Origin of the sequence: Micromonospora sp. AMSO31t (assembly GCF_008868175.1) — a bacterium.
In the GTDB taxonomy this organism is placed as follows: Bacteria; Actinomycetota; Actinomycetes; order Mycobacteriales; family Micromonosporaceae; genus Micromonospora.
In genome coordinates this window covers 20,120-35,614 of record NZ_WBKT01000005.1, presented here as the reverse complement: position 1 = coordinate 35,614, position 15,495 = coordinate 20,120, and the positions used below count along the sequence as shown (strand labels likewise).

17 protein-coding genes, 1 tRNA gene and 1 pseudogene are annotated in these 15,495 nt (G+C 73.6%); 7 read left to right on the top strand and 12 right to left on the bottom strand.

Annotation, left to right across the window (positions count from 1 at the left end; genetic code table 11):
- Positions 1 to 24 precede the first annotated feature (24 nt).
- Both F8274_RS31700 and F8274_RS02220 read left to right on the top strand, forming a co-directional pair.
- Entirely contained in the window at positions 25 to 153 is a 129-nt protein-coding gene (locus F8274_RS31700; protein WP_208818042.1) for a DLW-39 family protein, read from the top strand.
- Positions 154 to 193: 40 nt separating this feature from the next.
- Positions 194 to 269: transfer RNA gene (locus F8274_RS02220), tRNA-Ala, on the top strand.
- A gap of 390 nt (positions 270 to 659) precedes the next feature.
- On the opposite strand, the gene F8274_RS02210 is transcribed toward F8274_RS02220, so the two are convergent.
- The 4 genes and pseudogenes from F8274_RS02210 to F8274_RS31690 form a co-directional block, all read right to left on the bottom strand.
- On the bottom strand, positions 660 to 1,811 hold the full coding sequence (locus F8274_RS02210) for an epoxide hydrolase family protein (RefSeq protein WP_151460575.1): 1,152 nt from the start codon (positions 1,809 to 1,811) through the stop codon (positions 660 to 662).
- A gap of 238 nt (positions 1,812 to 2,049) precedes the next feature.
- Positions 2,050 to 2,181 (bottom strand): annotated as a pseudogene (locus tag F8274_RS31695) (ADP-ribosylation/crystallin J1); the annotation flags it as partial.
- Between the two features lie 51 nt (positions 2,182 to 2,232).
- Positions 2,233 to 2,802, bottom strand: a complete 570-nt coding sequence (locus F8274_RS02200) for a hypothetical protein (RefSeq protein ID WP_225853551.1) — start codon at positions 2,800 to 2,802, stop codon at positions 2,233 to 2,235.
- A 263-nt stretch (positions 2,803 to 3,065) separates the two neighbouring features.
- Positions 3,066 to 3,467, bottom strand: coding sequence for a hypothetical protein (locus tag F8274_RS31690; protein WP_225853550.1), 402 nt, complete (start codon positions 3,465 to 3,467; stop codon positions 3,066 to 3,068).
- 103 nt (positions 3,468 to 3,570) lie between these two features.
- On the opposite strand from F8274_RS31690, the gene F8274_RS31685 reads away from it, so the two are divergent.
- Positions 3,571 to 3,741, top strand: coding sequence for a hypothetical protein (locus F8274_RS31685; protein ID WP_225853549.1), 171 nt, complete (start codon positions 3,571 to 3,573; stop codon positions 3,739 to 3,741).
- Positions 3,742 to 3,797: 56 nt separating this feature from the next.
- On the opposite strand, the gene F8274_RS02190 is transcribed toward F8274_RS31685, so the two are convergent.
- Both F8274_RS02190 and F8274_RS02185 read right to left on the bottom strand, forming a co-directional pair.
- The gene (locus F8274_RS02190) at positions 3,798 to 4,502 is read right to left on the bottom strand and encodes a VOC family protein (RefSeq protein WP_151460623.1); all 705 of its coding nucleotides are present in this window, start codon (positions 4,500 to 4,502) and stop codon (positions 3,798 to 3,800) included.
- Positions 4,502 to 4,750, bottom strand: coding sequence for a hypothetical protein (locus F8274_RS02185; protein ID WP_151460574.1), 249 nt, complete (start codon positions 4,748 to 4,750; stop codon positions 4,502 to 4,504). Before F8274_RS02185 ends, F8274_RS02190 begins: the two co-directional genes overlap by 1 nt.
- 64 nt (positions 4,751 to 4,814) lie before the next feature.
- On the opposite strand from F8274_RS02185, the gene F8274_RS02180 reads away from it, so the two are divergent.
- Positions 4,815 to 5,168: a hypothetical protein gene (locus F8274_RS02180; RefSeq protein WP_151460573.1), complete on the top strand. Its 354-nt coding sequence runs from the start codon at positions 4,815 to 4,817 to the stop codon at positions 5,166 to 5,168.
- Between the two features lie 4 nt (positions 5,169 to 5,172).
- Here F8274_RS02180 and F8274_RS02175 read toward each other — a convergent pair whose 3' ends face one another.
- Positions 5,173 to 5,763: a dienelactone hydrolase family protein gene (locus F8274_RS02175; protein ID WP_151460572.1), complete on the bottom strand. Its 591-nt coding sequence runs from the start codon at positions 5,761 to 5,763 to the stop codon at positions 5,173 to 5,175.
- Between the two features lie 63 nt (positions 5,764 to 5,826).
- Here F8274_RS02175 and F8274_RS02170 point away from each other — a divergent pair, with 63 nt between their 5' ends.
- On the top strand, positions 5,827 to 6,435 hold the full coding sequence (locus tag F8274_RS02170) for a transcriptional regulator (RefSeq protein ID WP_151460571.1): 609 nt from the start codon (positions 5,827 to 5,829) through the stop codon (positions 6,433 to 6,435).
- Between the two features lie 34 nt (positions 6,436 to 6,469).
- On the opposite strand, the gene F8274_RS02165 is transcribed toward F8274_RS02170, so the two are convergent.
- Both F8274_RS02165 and F8274_RS02160 read right to left on the bottom strand, forming a co-directional pair.
- Positions 6,470 to 7,360 carry an aminoglycoside phosphotransferase family protein gene (locus tag F8274_RS02165; protein ID WP_225853555.1) on the bottom strand — a complete coding sequence of 297 codons (891 nt, stop codon included), beginning with the start codon at positions 7,358 to 7,360 and terminating at the stop codon, positions 6,470 to 6,472.
- Positions 7,361 to 7,411: 51 nt separating this feature from the next.
- Entirely contained in the window at positions 7,412 to 7,963 is a 552-nt protein-coding gene (locus tag F8274_RS02160; protein WP_151460569.1) for a hypothetical protein, read from the bottom strand.
- A gap of 75 nt (positions 7,964 to 8,038) precedes the next feature.
- On the opposite strand from F8274_RS02160, the gene F8274_RS02155 reads away from it, so the two are divergent.
- Positions 8,039 to 8,986 (top strand): L-threonylcarbamoyladenylate synthase, encoded by a 948-nt coding sequence (locus F8274_RS02155; RefSeq protein WP_151460622.1) that lies wholly within the window; start codon positions 8,039 to 8,041, stop codon positions 8,984 to 8,986.
- Positions 8,987 to 8,992: 6 nt separating this feature from the next.
- Here F8274_RS02155 and F8274_RS02150 read toward each other — a convergent pair whose 3' ends face one another.
- Positions 8,993 to 9,454, bottom strand: coding sequence for a GNAT family N-acetyltransferase (locus F8274_RS02150; RefSeq protein ID WP_151460568.1), 462 nt, complete (start codon positions 9,452 to 9,454; stop codon positions 8,993 to 8,995).
- Positions 9,455 to 9,572: 118 nt separating this feature from the next.
- On the opposite strand from F8274_RS02150, the gene F8274_RS02145 reads away from it, so the two are divergent.
- Positions 9,573 to 9,992, top strand: coding sequence for a CBS domain-containing protein (locus F8274_RS02145; protein WP_151460567.1), 420 nt, complete (start codon positions 9,573 to 9,575; stop codon positions 9,990 to 9,992).
- Positions 9,993 to 10,047: 55 nt separating this feature from the next.
- Here the strand turns inward: F8274_RS02145 and F8274_RS02140 are convergent, their stop codons facing one another.
- Complete coding sequence (locus tag F8274_RS02140) at positions 10,048 to 10,836, bottom strand: MBL fold metallo-hydrolase (protein ID WP_151460566.1); 789 nt, start codon at positions 10,834 to 10,836, stop codon at positions 10,048 to 10,050.
- On the bottom strand, positions 10,826 to 15,388 hold the full coding sequence (locus tag F8274_RS02135; protein ID WP_151460565.1) for a cation-translocating P-type ATPase: 4,563 nt from the start codon (positions 15,386 to 15,388) through the stop codon (positions 10,826 to 10,828). The genes F8274_RS02140 and F8274_RS02135 overlap by 11 nt, the downstream gene beginning before the upstream one ends.
- Positions 15,389 to 15,495 lie beyond the last annotated feature (107 nt).

Sequence of the window (15,495 nt, the reverse complement as noted above, 5' to 3'; positions counted from 1 at the left end):
CGTCGAGCGCGAGGGGTCAAGCCCATGTTCAAGAAGCTCCTGATCCTGGCCGGCGTCGTCGGCGTCGCCGCCGTCGTGGCCAAGAAGATCAAGGCCTCGAACGACGAGCGCGCCCTCTGGCACGAGGCGACCACCGCGCCCGACCTGCGCTGAGCGCGTCGGACCGGCAGCACGGGGCGAATCCGCCCGCCTCGGGGCCCTAGCTCAACTGGCAGAGCACTGCCTTTGCAAGGCAGGGGTTAGGGGTTCGAGTCCCCTGGGCTCCACCAGCACTTTCTTCGGCTGATCTCGGTCGCCACTACAGCCGAGCGGTCACGCCGTCCCTCCTCGCCCAGCACCCGATCGATGGCCGAGGCAGCCTGACGAGCCCGCGCCGGCAGGACGGGCCCGCAGGTGTCGGCCGTCATCCGGATCGTGGAGTGCCCGAGCAGCTCCATCACCGTGCGCAGATCCTCGCCCTGGTCGAGCAGGAACGTGGCAAGGCGTGCCGTAGGTCGTGCAGGTGCAGCCAGTCCAGCCCGGCCGCCGTACGCAGCTGCTCGAAGCGCCGGCTAACGTTCCGCGGCTCCATCGGATGGCATTCACGGGTAGCTTCTCGATCGATGCATGCGGAATCCGGCAGCGGGAGCCGGGCCGGTGCGACCGGGCTCCCTTGCTGATCAGTACGGGCGGAGCGACGTGAAGAACCGCCGCAGTTCGCCGGCGAGCAGGTCCGGTTCCTCCAGCGGCATGAAGTGTCCGCCCCTACCTGGTTCGCTCCAGTGCCGGATGTCGGTGCACGCGCGTTCGGCGATCTCGCGCGGGAAGTTGACCATCGACGGTTCGGTGCTCACCGTGAACGCCGACGGCACCGTGATGTCAGGTCGTGGACTGTTGTGGTGAAAGTCGAAGTACTGCCGGAACGAGGAGCCGATGGTGCCGCTCGCCCAGTACAGGGTGATGATCGTGAGCAGGGTGTCCCGGTCGAACCGGCTTTCCAGGTCCCCGTGGTTGTCGCTCCAGTCTCGGTACTTGTCGACGAGCCAGGCGGCCAGTCCGGCCGGCGAGTCGACCAGCGCCGCGGCGATGGTGTCCGGTCGGGTGCCCATGATGGCGCTGTAGCCGCCGTCAGTCTCGTCGTACGCCGCTTCGGCGTCGAGAAACGCCTGCTCGGCCGGCGACAACGGGTGGGAATCGAAGCTGGCCGGGAACGGTGGGTGGATCATGTGAATGCCGGCCACCTGCTCGGGGTACAGAGCGCCCAGCCAACCGGTGACCACGCCGCCGACATCGCCACCGAAGGCGCCGTAACGCTGGTAGCTAAGGACGTCGGTCATCAACAAGTGCAGCGTCTGCGCCATCGCAGCGCGGGTGAGCGGACCCTTCGGCAGCTCCGAGTACAGAAAGCCGGGCAGCGAGGGGACCACCACGTCGAATGCGTCGGCGGGGTCGCCCCCGTGGCGAGCGGGGTTGGTCAGACGGTCGACCAGCGGCAGCATCTCCACGAAGCTGCTGGGCCAGCCGTGACTCAGGATCAGCGGCAGCGGTGCGGGTGCGCCTTCCGGACGCGTTCCGGGTACGCGAAGGAAGTGCATGCGCCGGCCGCCGATCTGGGCCTGGTAATGCGGCAGTGCGTTGAGTTCGACTTCCCGGTCGCGCCAGTCGAACCCGTCGAGCCAGTAGGACAGCAGGTGCCGCAGGTAGTCGGGGTCCGTGCCGGCCTGCCACGGCTGGTCGCCGATGCGGTCGGTGAAGCGGCTACGGGCCAGGCGGGCCCGAAGGTCGTCGAGTACCTCGTCGGATACATCGATACGGAACGGGGAGAAGCTCATTGTTCCTCCGGCTAGGAGGGCGCTCCCCGACGCAAGGTCAGCGGACAGGGACAGCCGGGTGGAGCGCCCAGAGGTGACATTGAGTGATCACCGGGCTCACCTCCCCTCATCGCTGACGCCGGTCATCCTACACATCCTCTTCTGCCGCGATCAGCGCGCCGAGGTGTCGCAGATCAGTTGACGGACGACTGCCGCACATCAGCGACGGAGGACCCAGCGGTGACGGCGTGCACTGCCGAATTGGCCAGAAGATCGGCTGATCCGGTAGGCGCGGCGGCCAAGCACGCCAACCCGACTGGCGCACGAGATCCAGCTCCGTCGGCCCGGTGGGTCGCCAGAGCAGTGTGGTGCCAGCGTCGGTGGTGTTCACTTGTGCGCCTGTCTCTCGTCAGTGTCGTGATGAGGAGATCCGCTTGAACGGCTACAGCCACTCCATGTCGATGTTGCCGGAGTAGACGCGCGCAACCCGGTAGTCGGGGCGTCCAAACAGCTTCGCTTCTCCGTTGCAGATCGCAATGAGCGAGCCTGCCCCATGCCACCAGGTGTCGACAATGCCGGCAGTCCCTGGCACGGGTCGCATACCGGAGAGGTCAAGGGCGGTAACCGCGTCGCCAGAAAGCTTGGTAACCGTCTCCGCGATGTGCTCGGCCGACTGGGCGAGTGCCAGCGACTCGACCCAACCTTCGATCCGGGCGTGCAGTGGCACCCAACTATCCATGGCGATGCCAAAGCTTCCGTCAGGCCCGATGAGAAAGGAGTACGGCACCGCTGTCCGTTGTGGTCCTGCCTCGAACCACCAGCCTGGCTCGGGGAGGTCGTTCTCCCACTCCGGTGTATCTGCGCACAGCATTCGCGGCCCGCCGTCGTAATTGAGCGATGGAGGTAGGGCGAGCCCGCCCCAGCGAGCCTGATGCCTCTCCGCCCGGTCAACGACTCCCGACGGAATGCCGTTGGCCTCCCACTGCTTGCGCCAGTCACTGACAGAGGGCACGTCGAGCCAAACTCCATGGACCGCCACGAAGCGGCGGGCTCGAGCACTCAGGCTGGACGGTGCGTCACGGAGGTGTCGCCTCACGAGGGCAGCTTACGATCATCCTTGCGCCCCTGGCTGTACAGCCATCCCCACAGGGAAGCCGAGCGACCAGCAACGTTCGGAGCCGAGGCAGCGAGTTCATTCCGCTTGCCTCAGGATGCTGCGCGAACGCCGCTTCGCGTTCCGCGGCTCCGCCCCACAGGCGGGCGGCCGGCACCCGGCTACCAGTATTTGCCGCAGGTCGGTTCGAGCTTGTTGACCGCGTCCTCCAGAGCGCCGGTGTCGCCCGCGACGGCCACGAGCGCTTCCACCTTGGGGGGCTTGACCGAGCGGATCTTGGTGTACTTCAGGCCTGCGGCCACGGCGAGCGCCCTGAATTTGCTCCGCAGCGTGCGGTCGGTCTGCTCGGCGGCAACCTTGTTCGCCGCCGCCTCGAGGTTGACCAGCCGCGTGATCGCCTCCGTCCAGGCGGAGGCGACCTCGGTCTCCGACGTGGCACTGGCGGCGATCGCGCCCAACGCGACCAGGCCAGCGAGGGCCCTCGCCAGCGGGCCCCTGACAGCGGTGCAGGCCGTCTTGTTGCTCGCGGTGGCCGCTTGCGTGGCCTTCTTGGTCGTGGGCACCGCAGGGCCCGCCGAGGAGCGCGGGCTCCCGGGGGACCGTGGGGTCGGGGAAGGCTTGGATACGTGCGCCGGTGTGGCCGCCGGCGACGCCGTGGGCGTGGGGGTGGCGGACCCCACGGAGGCACTGGCCTCCGCGGCGGTGGGCGTGCCCGGCACCTCGGAGGTGCCGCCACACGCCGACGCGGCCAGCAGCGTCGCCGCGACCACTACGCAGAGCCCGAACCGTCGCCCCATCAACGCCGCATCCCATCTCATGATCTTCGTGGAGCGGTGACGATAGCTGGCCGACCCCGGGTCAACCATCAGCCGGCAGGACAGGCAGTTGGGTGCTTAGTTGCTCTTGACGCAGAACTCGTTGCCGTCGGGATCGGCCAGCACGACGGTGCCGTCCTCGCCGACCTCCAGCCGAGTGGCTCCGAGGGAGACGAGCCGGTCGACCTCCCCTTCCTGATCGCCACCCGCCGGGATGAGGTCGAAGCGCTGTCGGTTCCTCGCCTCTTTCGGGGCCACGGGCGGGCCTCCCCACGCGACCTTCGTGCCGCCGTGCGGTGACTGGATCGCGGTCTCGTCGTCCTGGTCCCACACCAGCGGCCAGCCCAGCGCCTCGCTCCAGAAAAGGCCGACCTCCCGCGTGCCGTCGCAGGCGAGTTCCCCGAGCAGGCCGCACCCGGCGAGGAAAGAGTTGTCCGGCTCGATCACGCAGAACTCGTTGCTCTCGGGGTCGGCCAGGACGATGTGTCCCTCCTCGGGGCGCTGCCCGACGTCGAGGTGGCCGCCGCCGAGCCCCAGTGCCGTCGCCACCTTGTGCTGCTGGTCCGCGAGGCTGGTGCTGGTCAGGTGAAGGTGGATGCGGTTCGGCCCCAGCTTCTTCGCATCGCTCGGGACGAACTGGAGGCTGACCTGGGTGTCATCGCCGGGCAGGAGCGAGGCACCGGCGTCCTCGACGACCTCCCGGCCCAGCATTCCGGCCCAGAACTGCGCGAGACGGGCGGGATCGTGCGCATCGACGGTCAGCGTCAGAATTCGCGACAGCATCACTGCACCGTAGAGACGGGCCAGCACGACAACAAGGCGGTTTCGCGCGCCACGCGGTCGGACCGCACGCCCACACCTCGCCTAGGCGCTGCAGGAACGCGTTCCACATCCGAGCCTGCTGTGACGACCGTGGCGTCGGCGCGAAGCATCTCGGGAAGGTGGTGCCGCTGCCCTTCGCGCGCGAGCAAGGTGGAGCGGTCGGGTGCGAGCACAACGGCATCGGCGAGCCCGATGAACCGGACGAGCATGGCGAGGACGATGCATGGTCGCCGCGGGGCCCCGGCTGAACCGGCACGTCTCTAGGCTGAGTCGATGATCGAAAACCGGAGGTCGCCGTCCCGTCTCAGCGGCTTCTGGGTCTGTCTCGTCGGCGGCGCCTTCTTCGTGGCCCTGCTGGCGGTCCTCCAGCCAATCACCCGTTACGAGGACTGCCCCAACTACGGCGGGAACGGCAACGCGAGCGCGTTCGGGAACCCCGCCTGGGACTTCTATCTCACGCTCCTGCTGTTCGGCTGGGTGTTCCTGGTCGTCCTGGAGCAGACGTTGTCGGTCACCCGGCGCGGTCGTGGTGGCGTCGACGTGGCGCTGCGGGCGGCCGGCGCGATCGTGTTGACGACGGTCGCCTCGTGCGGCCTCTTCGTCAACGTGGCGGCGGTGTGCCGCTGACCGGTCACCCCAGCCGGTCGAGGAACTCCCGCGAGCGCCGCACCGCGAGCGCCGTCGCGTCCCCGTCGTAGGAGGGCAGCGAGCTGTCGGTGAACAGGTGGGCGTCGCCCGGGTAGACGAACAGCTCGCCCCGCTCGGGCCCGACGATCCCGACCAGCTCGCGGGCGGAGTCGATGTCGCCCTCCAACGCGAAGAACGGGTCCTTGTCCATGCCGTGGATCTGCACGGGGACGCCGTCCGGCCACGGGCCGACGGCCCACTCGCCGGTGACCGGCAGGCAGGACTCGTAGAGCAGGGCGCCGCGGGCACCGGGCCGGGTCTGGGCGAGCCGCTGGGCGGTGGCGGCGCCCCAGGAGATGCCGGCGTAGACGAGGTCCTTCGGCAGGTCGGCGACGGCCCGGTCGGCGCGCTCGTCGAGCGCCGCGCCGCCGATGCGCTTCGTCAGCGCGGCGCCGTCCTCGATGGTCGCCGGCCGCTCGCCGTCGAAGAGGTCGGGGGTGTGCACGGTGTGCCCGCCGGCGCGCAGCTGGTCGGCGAAGGCGTGGACGCCGTCGGTGAGCCCCTGGATGTGGTGGAAGAGGACGATGTCGGCCATCTCTAGACTCCTGTCATCGAACCAGAGTGATCGAATGATCCAGAATTCTAGAACGGTCGAGAAATGTCGGTCAATCAGCAGATCCCGGATTACGACCTCGACGAGCTGCTCGTGGTCACCGCGCCCGAGCAGTTGCGCGCGCTGGCCGACCCGCTGCGCTCCACCCTGCTGGAGTTGGTCCTGGAGCGGGCCGCCACGGTCAACGAGATGGCCCGGGCGGTCGACCGACCGAAGAGCAGCGTGGCCTACCACGTGAACCTGCTGGTCGAGGCCGGCCTGCTCCAGGTGGTGCGGACGCGGCGGGTCCGGGCCATCGAGGAACGCTTCTACGGCCGAGTCGCCCGCACGTTCTATGTCGGCGTGCTCAACCGGCCCGAGGACAAGCAGGTCGTCGCGCGCATCAACGGCCTCGCCGAGGCGGCCGCCGAATCCGCCGCGGCCCACGCCGCCGACGACCTGCGGTGCACGCTCGTGCACGCGCGCATCCCGATCGAGGAGGTGCGGACGTTCTGGGCGGAGGTCCAGGCGCTCGCCCGCCGCTTCGCCCAGATCCCCCGCTCCGGCGACCAGGTGTACGGGTTCGTCGCCGGCCTCTATCCGACCGACGCGCCCACCCTCCCGGACACCGACCGGGACCCGGCCGACCGGCCCGACGGCGAGGCCGCCCGGTAGTGGTGGGCCCCGGCCCGCCGGATCGCCGCGCGGGTCAGTGGTCGGCGTCGGCGAGCACCTCGCGCAGCGCGTGGGAGGTCTGGCGGACCATCCCCGGGTTGGTGTCCCAGTAGTAGGGCAGCGCGATCACCGCCTGGAGCAGCGCCCAGCCCCGGCCGCGCAGCCAGGAGGCGTCGTCCACAGCCAGTTCGGCGCGGAACCGGTCGCGGCGGCCGCCGGTGAACAGGTTCCACGCCGGTTGCAGGTCGCAGGCCGGGTCGCCGACGTTGAGCCCGCCGAAGTCGATGACCGCGGAGAGCCGGCCGTCGACCACCAGCAGGTTGCCGGGCAGCAGGTCGCCGTGCAGCCAGAGCCCCGGCCCGCTCCAGGCCGTTGCGTCCAGCGACTCCTGCCAGGCGCGCAGCACGGCGGCGCCGTCGACCCGGTCGCCGAGCTCGCGCACCGCGTCGCGAACCCCCTCGTCCAGTTCCGCGAGGTCCGCGCCCCGGGCGCGAGGTGGCCGGGGGTACGCGTCGGCCGTGTCGATCCGCCGCATCGCGGCGATGAAGGCGGCCAGGTCGACCGCTGCCGCGTCCCGGTCGTACCGGGCGGTGCTGGCGCTCTCACCCGGCAGCCATTCGTAGACCGACCAGTCGAAGGGGTAGCCCTCGGCGGGGTGACCCATGGCCAGCGGCACCGGCAGGGCGAGCGGCACGTGCGGGGCGAGCCGGGGCAGCCACTCGGCCTCGCGGGCCGCCTGTTCCGTGGCCCAGCCGACCCGGGGCATCCGCACCGCGAGGTTGTCGCCGAGCCGGTAGACGTCGTGGTCCGTCCCGTGCGAGGGAACGAGGCGGAGCGGCCGCCCGGCCCACTGCGGGAACTGCCCGGCGAGCAGCCGGCCGACCAGGTCGGCGTCGGTCAGCACCTCGTCGGCGTGCATCTTCATCCGGGTCACGGCGACCATCCTGATTCGGCCCGGCGTGGGCCGCAAACGGATTCAGTCCGCCCGGCGGCGCCAGGTCAGCGTCATGCCGAGGATCACCAGGCCGGTCGGCAGGGCCGCCACCAGCAGCCCGCGCCAGAGTTCCAGCCGCAGGCGCAGGGCGAGCCGGCGGTCCGGTTCCCGGGTGACCGCGTACTGCTGGCCGGGGGCGTCGGGGTCGAGCCGGCAGGTGAGGCGGTAGCCGCCGGCGGCCGGGGCGGCGAAGGTGGCCGTCCAGGTCCAGATCGTGTCGTCCGTGGCCACCTCGGTCCACTTGATCACCGGCCCGGGTTCGGCCACCGGCACCGGCCGCCCGTCCGGGCCGGCCACGCGGCAACGGTCGCGGTCCGGCGAGCTGGTCGGCCGGGTGGCCCAGACGGCGTACCGGCCGGGGTGGAGGTCGACGGTGAGGTCGTCGTAGCGCTGGCCGGTGAGGCGGAGCGGGAGGGGCGTGGGCTCGGCGTGCGGCGAGACGGCCCGCTGGACGGCCGGCAGCGCGGTCAGCAGGCCGAGACCGCCGACCAGCACGAGGACGGCGGCCACCGCCAGCGCCACCCGCCTGCCCATGGGGGCAGGGTAGTGCCGGACGGGCCGCCCCGGCAGGCTAGCGTCGGGTGCGTGAGCACCGGATCCCCGCGCGTCCTGCCGGCCGAGAGCGGCATCGTCGAGGCCGCCGCCGTCCTGCGCTCCGGCGGGCTGGTCGCCTTCCCCACCGAGACGGTCTACGGGCTGGGCGCGAACGCGCTGGACGCCCGGGCGGCGGCCCGGATCTTCGAGGCGAAGGCCCGGCCCAGCTTCGACCCCCTGATCAGCCACCTGGCCGACGCCGCCGACCTGCCCGGTCTGGTCGGTGCGGTGCCGCCCGCGGTGGCCGCGTTGGTGGAGCGCTTCTGGCCGGGCCCACTCACCCTGATCGTGGACCGACCGGCGGCGATCCCGCCGATCGTCACGTCCGGCCTGGACACCATGGCCGTGCGGGTGCCCGACGAGCCGTCCGCGCGGGCGTTGATCGCCGCCGCCGGTGTGCCGGTGGCCGCGCCCAGCGCCAACCGGTTCGGGCAGCTCAGCCCCACCCGGGCCGAGCACGTGGTGGCCGGGCTGGGCGCCGCCGTGGACGTGGTGCTCGACGGCGGGCCGACCCGGTGCGGGATCGAGTCGACCATCGTGGACGCGCGCGGCGGGCGGCCGGTGGTGCTCCGGCTGGGCGCGCTGCCGGTGGAGGCGCTGGTCGAGGCGGTCGGGCCGGTCGAGGTACGCCAGGGCAGCTCGGGCCAGCCGGTGGCGCCCGGGACGCTGGCCGCGCACTACGCCCCGCGTACCCCGTTGCGGTTGGGCGCGGCGGCCGAGGGGGACGGCGGCCGGCGCGGGTTCCTGGCCTTCCGGGAGCCGCCGGCGGAGGGTGACTGGGCGGCGGTGGAGGTGCTGTCGCCCGACGGTGACCTGACGGCGGCGGCCGCGCGGCTCTTCGACGCCCTGCACCGGCTCGACGCCACCGGGGTCACCGAGATCGTCGCCGAGCCGGTCCCCGAGGTCGGGGTGGGCCGCGCCATCAACGACCGGCTGCGGCGGGCCGCCGCCACCTGGCACTAGACCCCGTCAGAGGGCCAGCACGCCGACCACCTGGTCGCCGCTCGTCTCACCGGTGAGCTGGAAGCCGAGGCGCTGGTAGAAGCGCTCCGGGCCGTGGGGGCCGGGCGCCCAGGTGACGAACATCCGGTCCGTGCCCCGGCGGCGCAGCTCGTCGGCGAGCGCCCCCACGGCGAACCGTCCGTAGCCCCGGCCCTGCTGGTCCGCGGCGATGTTCAACCGCCACAGGCCGGAGCGGATGTCGGCCGGGTCGTCCGCACGCCACCGGATGTCGAGGAAGGCCATCAGGAAGCCCACCGGCCGGTCGTCGTCGACGATCAGCCGCGGCCAGGCGACCGCCGGCTGGGCGTACGCCTCGGCCAGCGACCGGGCGACGGGCGCGACGAGCCCCTCCTGGTCGGGACGGACGGCGATCGCGCAGGCGGCCAGGACGTTGTCCGGGGTGATCTGCTCCAGGCGGGGTGACGGCACGCCGGCACCCTAGCCGCCGGGCCGACGCGCGATCGAACCCATTTCCACCGCCGCATGGCTGCCGCGGGTGGGGGTAGGAGTACAGACAACAACCCCCCGAAAGTGAGGTGTCATGCCAATGCCGACCGCACGCGAAATCATGACCAGCGACGTGAGCTGTGTCCGGGAGCAGGACGACCTCCGGACCGCCGCCCGGCGGATGGCCGAGCTCGGGGTGGGCTCGCTGCCGATCTGCGGCGACGACAACCGCCTCAAGGGCATGGTGACCGACCGGGACATCGTGGTGAAGGTGCTGGCCCAGGGGAAGGACCCAGCCGACGTGACCGCCGGTGAGCTGGCCCAGGGCGAGGCCGTCACCATCGGCGCGGACGACGACGCGGCCGAGATCCTGCGGACCATGGGCGAGCACAAGGTACGTCGGCTGCCGGTGATCGACGGGCACGAACTCGTCGGCATCGTGGCCGTCGCCGACGTGGCCCGTTCGCTGCCGGAACGCCCGGTGGGCGACCTCATCGAGGCGATCTCCGAGCGCGCCTGACCGGATCCGTCCCGCCGCCCCTCCGGCCTCCCGCCGGGTGGGGCGGCGAGCCGCGTCAGGGGGTCAGCGGCACGGTCTCGCCCCGGTGGACGGTGCGGACCTGCCCGACGAAGCCGCGCCGGCGGGCCTCCTCGACGAAGTGCCGCAGCGGGGAGCGGAACACCGGGTAGTCGTCGTAGTGGATCGGCACGGTGAGCCGGGGACGGATCAGCTCCACCACGTCGGCGCCCTGCCGCGCGTCCATGGTGAGCAGGATGCCGGCGACCCGGGTGCCGCCGAGGTGGACGAGCATGGCGTCGATGCCCGGGAACCGTTCCGGGATCTGCGCGAGCTGGGGTCGGCGCAGCGTGTCCCCGGTGACGTAGAGCCGGAACCGGCGCTCGCCGCTGTGTTCCAGGTCGATCAGGGTGCCCATCACGTCGGGCATCAGCCGGTCCAGCGCGCCGGGCCCGTGCTGGCCGGGCAGCGCGGTCAGCCGCAGCGTCTCGTCCCCGCGGTGCAGCTCGTGCGAGCGCCAGGTGGGCAGCCCTTCCGCCGCCTGGAACCCCCAGCGGCGCAGCTTCCGCTCCGCCTGGGGTGTGGTGAGGATCGGCAGGGCGTGGTCCAACCCGCGCCGGGCCACCCGGTCGAAGTGGTCGCCGTGCAGGTGGGACAGGACCACGGCGTCCAGTGTGGGCAGCTCGGGAATGGTCAGCGCAGGGTCGGTGCTCCGCTTCGACCACAGCCCCCTGCCCAGGTAGGCCCGCTGGCCCCGGTGCAGGAAGTTCGGGTCGGTGAGCAGGGTGAACCCGCCGATCCGCAACACGGTTGTCGCCGTACCGACGAAGGTCACCTCAGGCGTCATGCTCTTCGCCGTACCCCTGATCGGCCTCGCCATGCGGGCGGGAGCCGCGTTGGGGCAGGCGGTCGACCAGCCGGGTCAGCGCGCCGTTGGCGAAGGTGGCGCCGAGCGCGGAGCCGGCGGCGATGCTCCAGCCGACCGGGCCGAGCGGGGTGCAGCCGAAGAACTGGCTGACCCCGGGGGTCTGCACCACGACGACCAGGGCGCCGATCGAGGCGGCGGTGGAGGCCAGCACGGCGGGGCTGGTGCCGCCGGCCAGCACGGTCTGGCCGAGCTGGGTGCCGACCAGCGAGGCGAGTGCGACAGTGCCGGCCCGACGCTCCCGGCCGGTCCACCGGGCGAGCGTCCAGCCCGCGGTCGCGCCCAGCGTGGTGGCGCCGGCCCGCAGCGCGATCTCCCGGGTCAGCGTCTCGCCGAGCGACGTGTCGGGTCCCTCCCGCAGCAGGTGGTCGGCCCCGTCCGAGGCGGGGGGACGGACCGCGATGGCCAGCGCCGGCGCCAGGTCGGTGAGCAGGTTGACCAGGAGCAGTTGCCGGCCGGTGAGCGCCGACCGGCCGGTACCGGCGGCGGTCAGCACGCTGAACGCGATCTCGCCGAGGTTGCCGCCGACCAGGATGCTCAGCGCGTGGCGGACCGACGACCACATGGCCCGCCCCTCCACGAGCGTGGCGATGATCGTCTCCAGCCGGTCGTCGGTGACCACCAGGTCGGCGGCGGCGCGGGCCGCCGGGGTGCCGCGCTGGCCGAGCGCGATGCCCACGTCGGCGAGGCGGATGGCCGGGGCGTCGTTGGCGCCGTCGCCGGTCATCGCCACCGTCCGGCCCTGGTGTTGCAACGCCTGGATGATCCGCACCTTGTGCGCCGGGGTGCAGCGGGCCACCACGTCGGTGGCCATGAGCCGCTCCGCGAGGGCCTCGTCGTCGAGCCGGTCCAGCTCGGTGGCGGTGACCACCCGCTGCTCCCCGTGGTCGGGGCTGATGGTGGCGGCGATCGCCTCGGCGGTGGCCGGATGGTCCCCGGTGATCATGACGGTGTGCACGCCGGCCTGCCGGATCCGCCGCACCGCGGGCGCCGCGCTGTCGCGCACCCCGTCGGCGAGGGCCAGGAAACCGACGAAGACCAGCCCGTCGACCTGCTCGTCGGTCACCGACTCGGCCCCCACCCGGCACTCGGCCACGGCCAGGATGCGGTGCCCGGCCCCGGCCCGCTCGGCGAGCATCGCGTGCAGGGCGTCCCGGCCGGCCGTGTCGAGCGGCGTGTCGCCCCCGGCCGTCCGCCGGGCCGCGCAGCGCGGCAGCACCGACTCGGGCGCACCCTTCACGCTGAGCAGCAGGCCGTCGGCGGTGCGGCCGACGGTGGCGTGGTAACCCCGGGACGGCTCGAACGGCAGCCCGCCCACCGCGGTCCAGTCCGGCACGCCGGTCTGCTCCACGACGTCCGCGGTGCCCGCGCCGCCGCGTACCGCGCGGTCGGTCTGCTGGGGCAGCTCGTCCGGGTCGGCCGCCGGCGGGGTGGCCCGCAGCGCGGCGGCCAGGGTCTGCCGCAGCGGACCGTCCAGCCGGTCCGGCGGGGCGTACCGGTCGTCGCCGCCACCCACCCCGGCCAGCAGCAGCTTGCCCTCGGTGAGGGTGCCGGTCTTGTCGAAGCAGAGCACGTCGACCCGGCCCAGCGCCTCGATGGTCCGCGGGTTGCGCACCAGCGCGCCGTGCTCGGCCAGCCGCCGCGCCGCCGCCAGCTGCGCGGCGCTGACCAGGAACGGCAGCCCTTCGGGCACCGAGGCCACGGCCAGGTTCGCGGCGGTCGCCGCCGTCTCCACCAGGGGTACGCCCCGGAGCAGCCCCGCACCGGCCACCGCGACGGCCGAGCCGGCGGCCAGCGGCAGGGCGGCTCTGGTCAGCTTCCCGAGCCGGGTCTCCACCCCGCTGGCCGGGGGCGCCTGCCGGGCCAGCGCGAGACTGCGCCCCGCCTCGGTCTCCTCACCGGTCGCCACCACCACGGCGGTGCCGTGGCCCGCGGCGACCGTGGTGCCCTCGTAGAGCATCGAGTGCCGCTCGGCGACCGCGGCGGCCACCACCGGCTCGGCGCTCTTGCCCACCGGCAGCGATTCCCCGGTCAGCGACGACTCGTCGGCCTCCAGCCCGTCGCTGGTCAGCACCCGGCAGTCGGCCGGGACGGCGTCGCCGGACCCCAGCGCGACCACGTCCCCGGCGACCAGTTCCTCGGCGGCCACCACCCGCTCCGCGCCGTCGCGCAGCACCCGGGCGGTCACCGCCGAGCGGGACAGCAGCTCGGCCAGGGACCGTTCGGTGTTGCGCTGGTGCACCGCGCCGATCAGCGCCGAGCCACCCACCACGCCGCCGACCAGGGCGGCGTCGACCAGCGAGCCGAACGTCGCGGAGAGCACGGCACCGGCGGCGAGCACCGGGGTGAGCGGGTTCGACAGCTCGTCCACGAAGGCGCGGAGCAGCCCGGCCGGCCCGTGCCCGTCCCCGGTCACGGCGCGCCGGCGGCGGGCCGCCTCCTCGCCGGTCAGCCCCTCGGCGTGGGTGTTGAGCTGGTCGAGGACCGTCTCCACGGGCATCAGGTGCCAGGCGGTGAGCGCGGGCACCGGCGTGCGCGTCCGGTCCGGCAGCCGGTGGGCCCGCCAGACGCCGTGGGCGAAGGCGAGCGCGGCGGCGCCGTTCACGGCGGCGAGGGCGCGGCCGGGCAGCCGCTCCCGCTCGGCGGTGAACGCGCCCAGCGCCCCCAGCCCGGTGCCGGCCATCGCGATCCGGATGTTCTGCCCGGTCATCCGCCGGGCCACCCCGGTCGCGTCGATGAGCAGGGCGGGGATCCGCAGGTCTTCGCCGACCAGCAGATGCGCGCCCCAGGGCGGCAGGTCGTCCGGTGCGGAGACGCCCAGCCCGCAGTCGGCGGCGCCGAGCGCGGCCCGGTCGCCGGAGACCACCATCACCACCGCGCCCTCGCGTTGCAGGTGGCGGACCGAATCGGCGAGCCGGCCGCCGCCGGGCACGAGGGCGTCGGCGAAGTCGTACCGGCCGTCGTCGTCCCCGGCGACCACGAGCCGCAGGCCGGCGTGGCGGGCGGCGGTCGCCAGGGCGTCCACCCCCGGAACGGGCTCCGGCTCGACCCGCAGCACGGCGGCGAGCCGTCCGCCCTCGGCCAGCCCGAGCAGCCGGCCGCCCTCCCCGCGTAGCCGTGCGCTGTCCGGGGTGTCCCCGGGGTCGTGGGCGTCCAGCCGGTCCAACGGGCCGAGCCGCCAGCCGCCGGCGTTCCGGACGGCCTCCGGGGCGGCCGGGTCGAACAGGGCGAACGCCCGGCCGGCGACCTGACCGGTGTCCGCGCCGGGCAGCGGCGCCAGGTCGGCCAGCACGCCCCGGTCGGAGCCGAGGACCGCGGCGTCCAGCACCACCGTGTCGATCCGGTCCAGTTCGCGCAGCACGCTGCGGTCCATGGCGATCACCCCGCGCCGGGCGAGCATCGAACCGAGCTGGGCGGCGTACCCCTCGCGGCCGCTGCCCGGCGCCTTGGGCAGCGACGACAGGGCCAGCGCGGCGGCCCGCTTCCCGCCGGCCACCGGCAGCGCCGCGGCCCCGGCCGCCGCCCCCGCCGCGAGCATCCGGCTCACGTAGCGCTCGGCCGGGCCGTCCGGGACCGGGCACGGCCGTTCGCCGTCCGGCACCCGGGCGACCGCGCGGTCCGGATCGCCGGTCAGCCTCGGCTCCGCCTTCGCCCACGCGGCGAGCTGGGCCCGCGCCTCACCCCACTGCACCACCCGCTGCGCGCCGTCGAGCACGATGCCGGCCCAGCCGCCCGTGAGCCCCTGGACCACCGCCTCGGCGAGCGGGAAGACCAGGTCGGCGCGGGGGTCGGCGCGCAGGCCCCGGTCGGCGAGCGCGTGCAGCTTCGGGTGCAGGTCGACCGCGGCGAGGAAGCCGGCCACCTCACCGGGAACCGGGGCGAACGGCAGGATCCGGGTGGCCGCCGAGATGGTCAGGCCGAGCGCGTCCGAGGCCAGCGCGCCCATCGTCCGGGGCGTGCGCGGTCCCTCCTCGGGAGGGTGCGGCGGCGGGATGTCCGGGTCCGGCTCGTGCGGGCAGACCCGCTCGGTTCGCGACACGGTGGCGATCAGGTCGCGCAGCCTCGGCTTCGGCTCCTCGACCGCCACGACCACCCGGCCGGACGGGGCGTTGACCCGGGCCCACGTCACACCGGGCATCGCCTCCAGCGCCGCCTCGACCTGCCGGGCCAGCCGGTCCCCGCCGTCCTGGCAGACGCCGTGCACCTCGATGTGGTGCCGGCCGTCGCGCGACCAGACCCGGCGCCGGGTCAGCCCGGCGAGGCGGGCCAGCCGGGCCGCCGCCGCGCCCACGGTCCCCGCCGCGTCGGCGACGCTGTCCGGCACGGCGTTCCTGGCCGTCTCCGGCAGGGCGGACCCGACGGTACGGGCGGTGTCCGGCACCGCGGTGGCGACGGTACGCGCGACCCGGGCCACCGCGTCGGGGACGGCGGCCGGCGACAGCAGGAGGCCGGCGACGCGGCCCAGCGAGGTCATCGAGGCGTACGGCCGGGTTGCCGGCCCCGCTTCCCGGTGCTCCCGTCGTCGTACGCCATCTCGCCTCCCGCACCCTCGTCCCGGCGAGCCCGACTTCCCGCCGCCGC

Coding starts and splice junctions, on each gene's coding strand:
- F8274_RS02185 (WP_151460574.1), bottom strand. CDS start 4,750: ATGCTCGTCCGGTTCATCGGGCTCGCCGATGCCGTTGTGCTCGCACCC.
- F8274_RS02160 (WP_151460569.1), bottom strand. CDS start 7,963: ATGGGCAGGCGGGTGGCGCTGGCGGTGGCCGCCGTCCTCGTGCTGGTC.
- F8274_RS02145 (WP_151460567.1), top strand. CDS start 9,573: ATGCCGACCGCACGCGAAATCATGACCAGCGACGTGAGCTGTGTCCGG.
- F8274_RS02210 (WP_151460575.1), bottom strand. CDS start 1,811: ATGAGCTTCTCCCCGTTCCGTATCGATGTATCCGACGAGGTACTCGAC.
- F8274_RS02190 (WP_151460623.1), bottom strand. CDS start 4,502: ATGCTGTCGCGAATTCTGACGCTGACCGTCGATGCGCACGATCCCGCC.
- F8274_RS02175 (WP_151460572.1), bottom strand. CDS start 5,763: ATGGCCGACATCGTCCTCTTCCACCACATCCAGGGGCTCACCGACGGC.
- F8274_RS02170 (WP_151460571.1), top strand. CDS start 5,827: ATGTCGGTCAATCAGCAGATCCCGGATTACGACCTCGACGAGCTGCTC.
- F8274_RS31700 (WP_208818042.1), top strand. CDS start 25: ATGTTCAAGAAGCTCCTGATCCTGGCCGGCGTCGTCGGCGTCGCCGCC.
- F8274_RS02180 (WP_151460573.1), top strand. CDS start 4,815: ATGATCGAAAACCGGAGGTCGCCGTCCCGTCTCAGCGGCTTCTGGGTC.
- F8274_RS02165 (WP_225853555.1), bottom strand. CDS start 7,360: ATGAAGATGCACGCCGACGAGGTGCTGACCGACGCCGACCTGGTCGGC.
- F8274_RS02140 (WP_151460566.1), bottom strand. CDS start 10,836: ATGACGCCTGAGGTGACCTTCGTCGGTACGGCGACAACCGTGTTGCGG.
- F8274_RS02135 (WP_151460565.1), bottom strand. CDS start 15,388: ATGACCTCGCTGGGCCGCGTCGCCGGCCTCCTGCTGTCGCCGGCCGCC.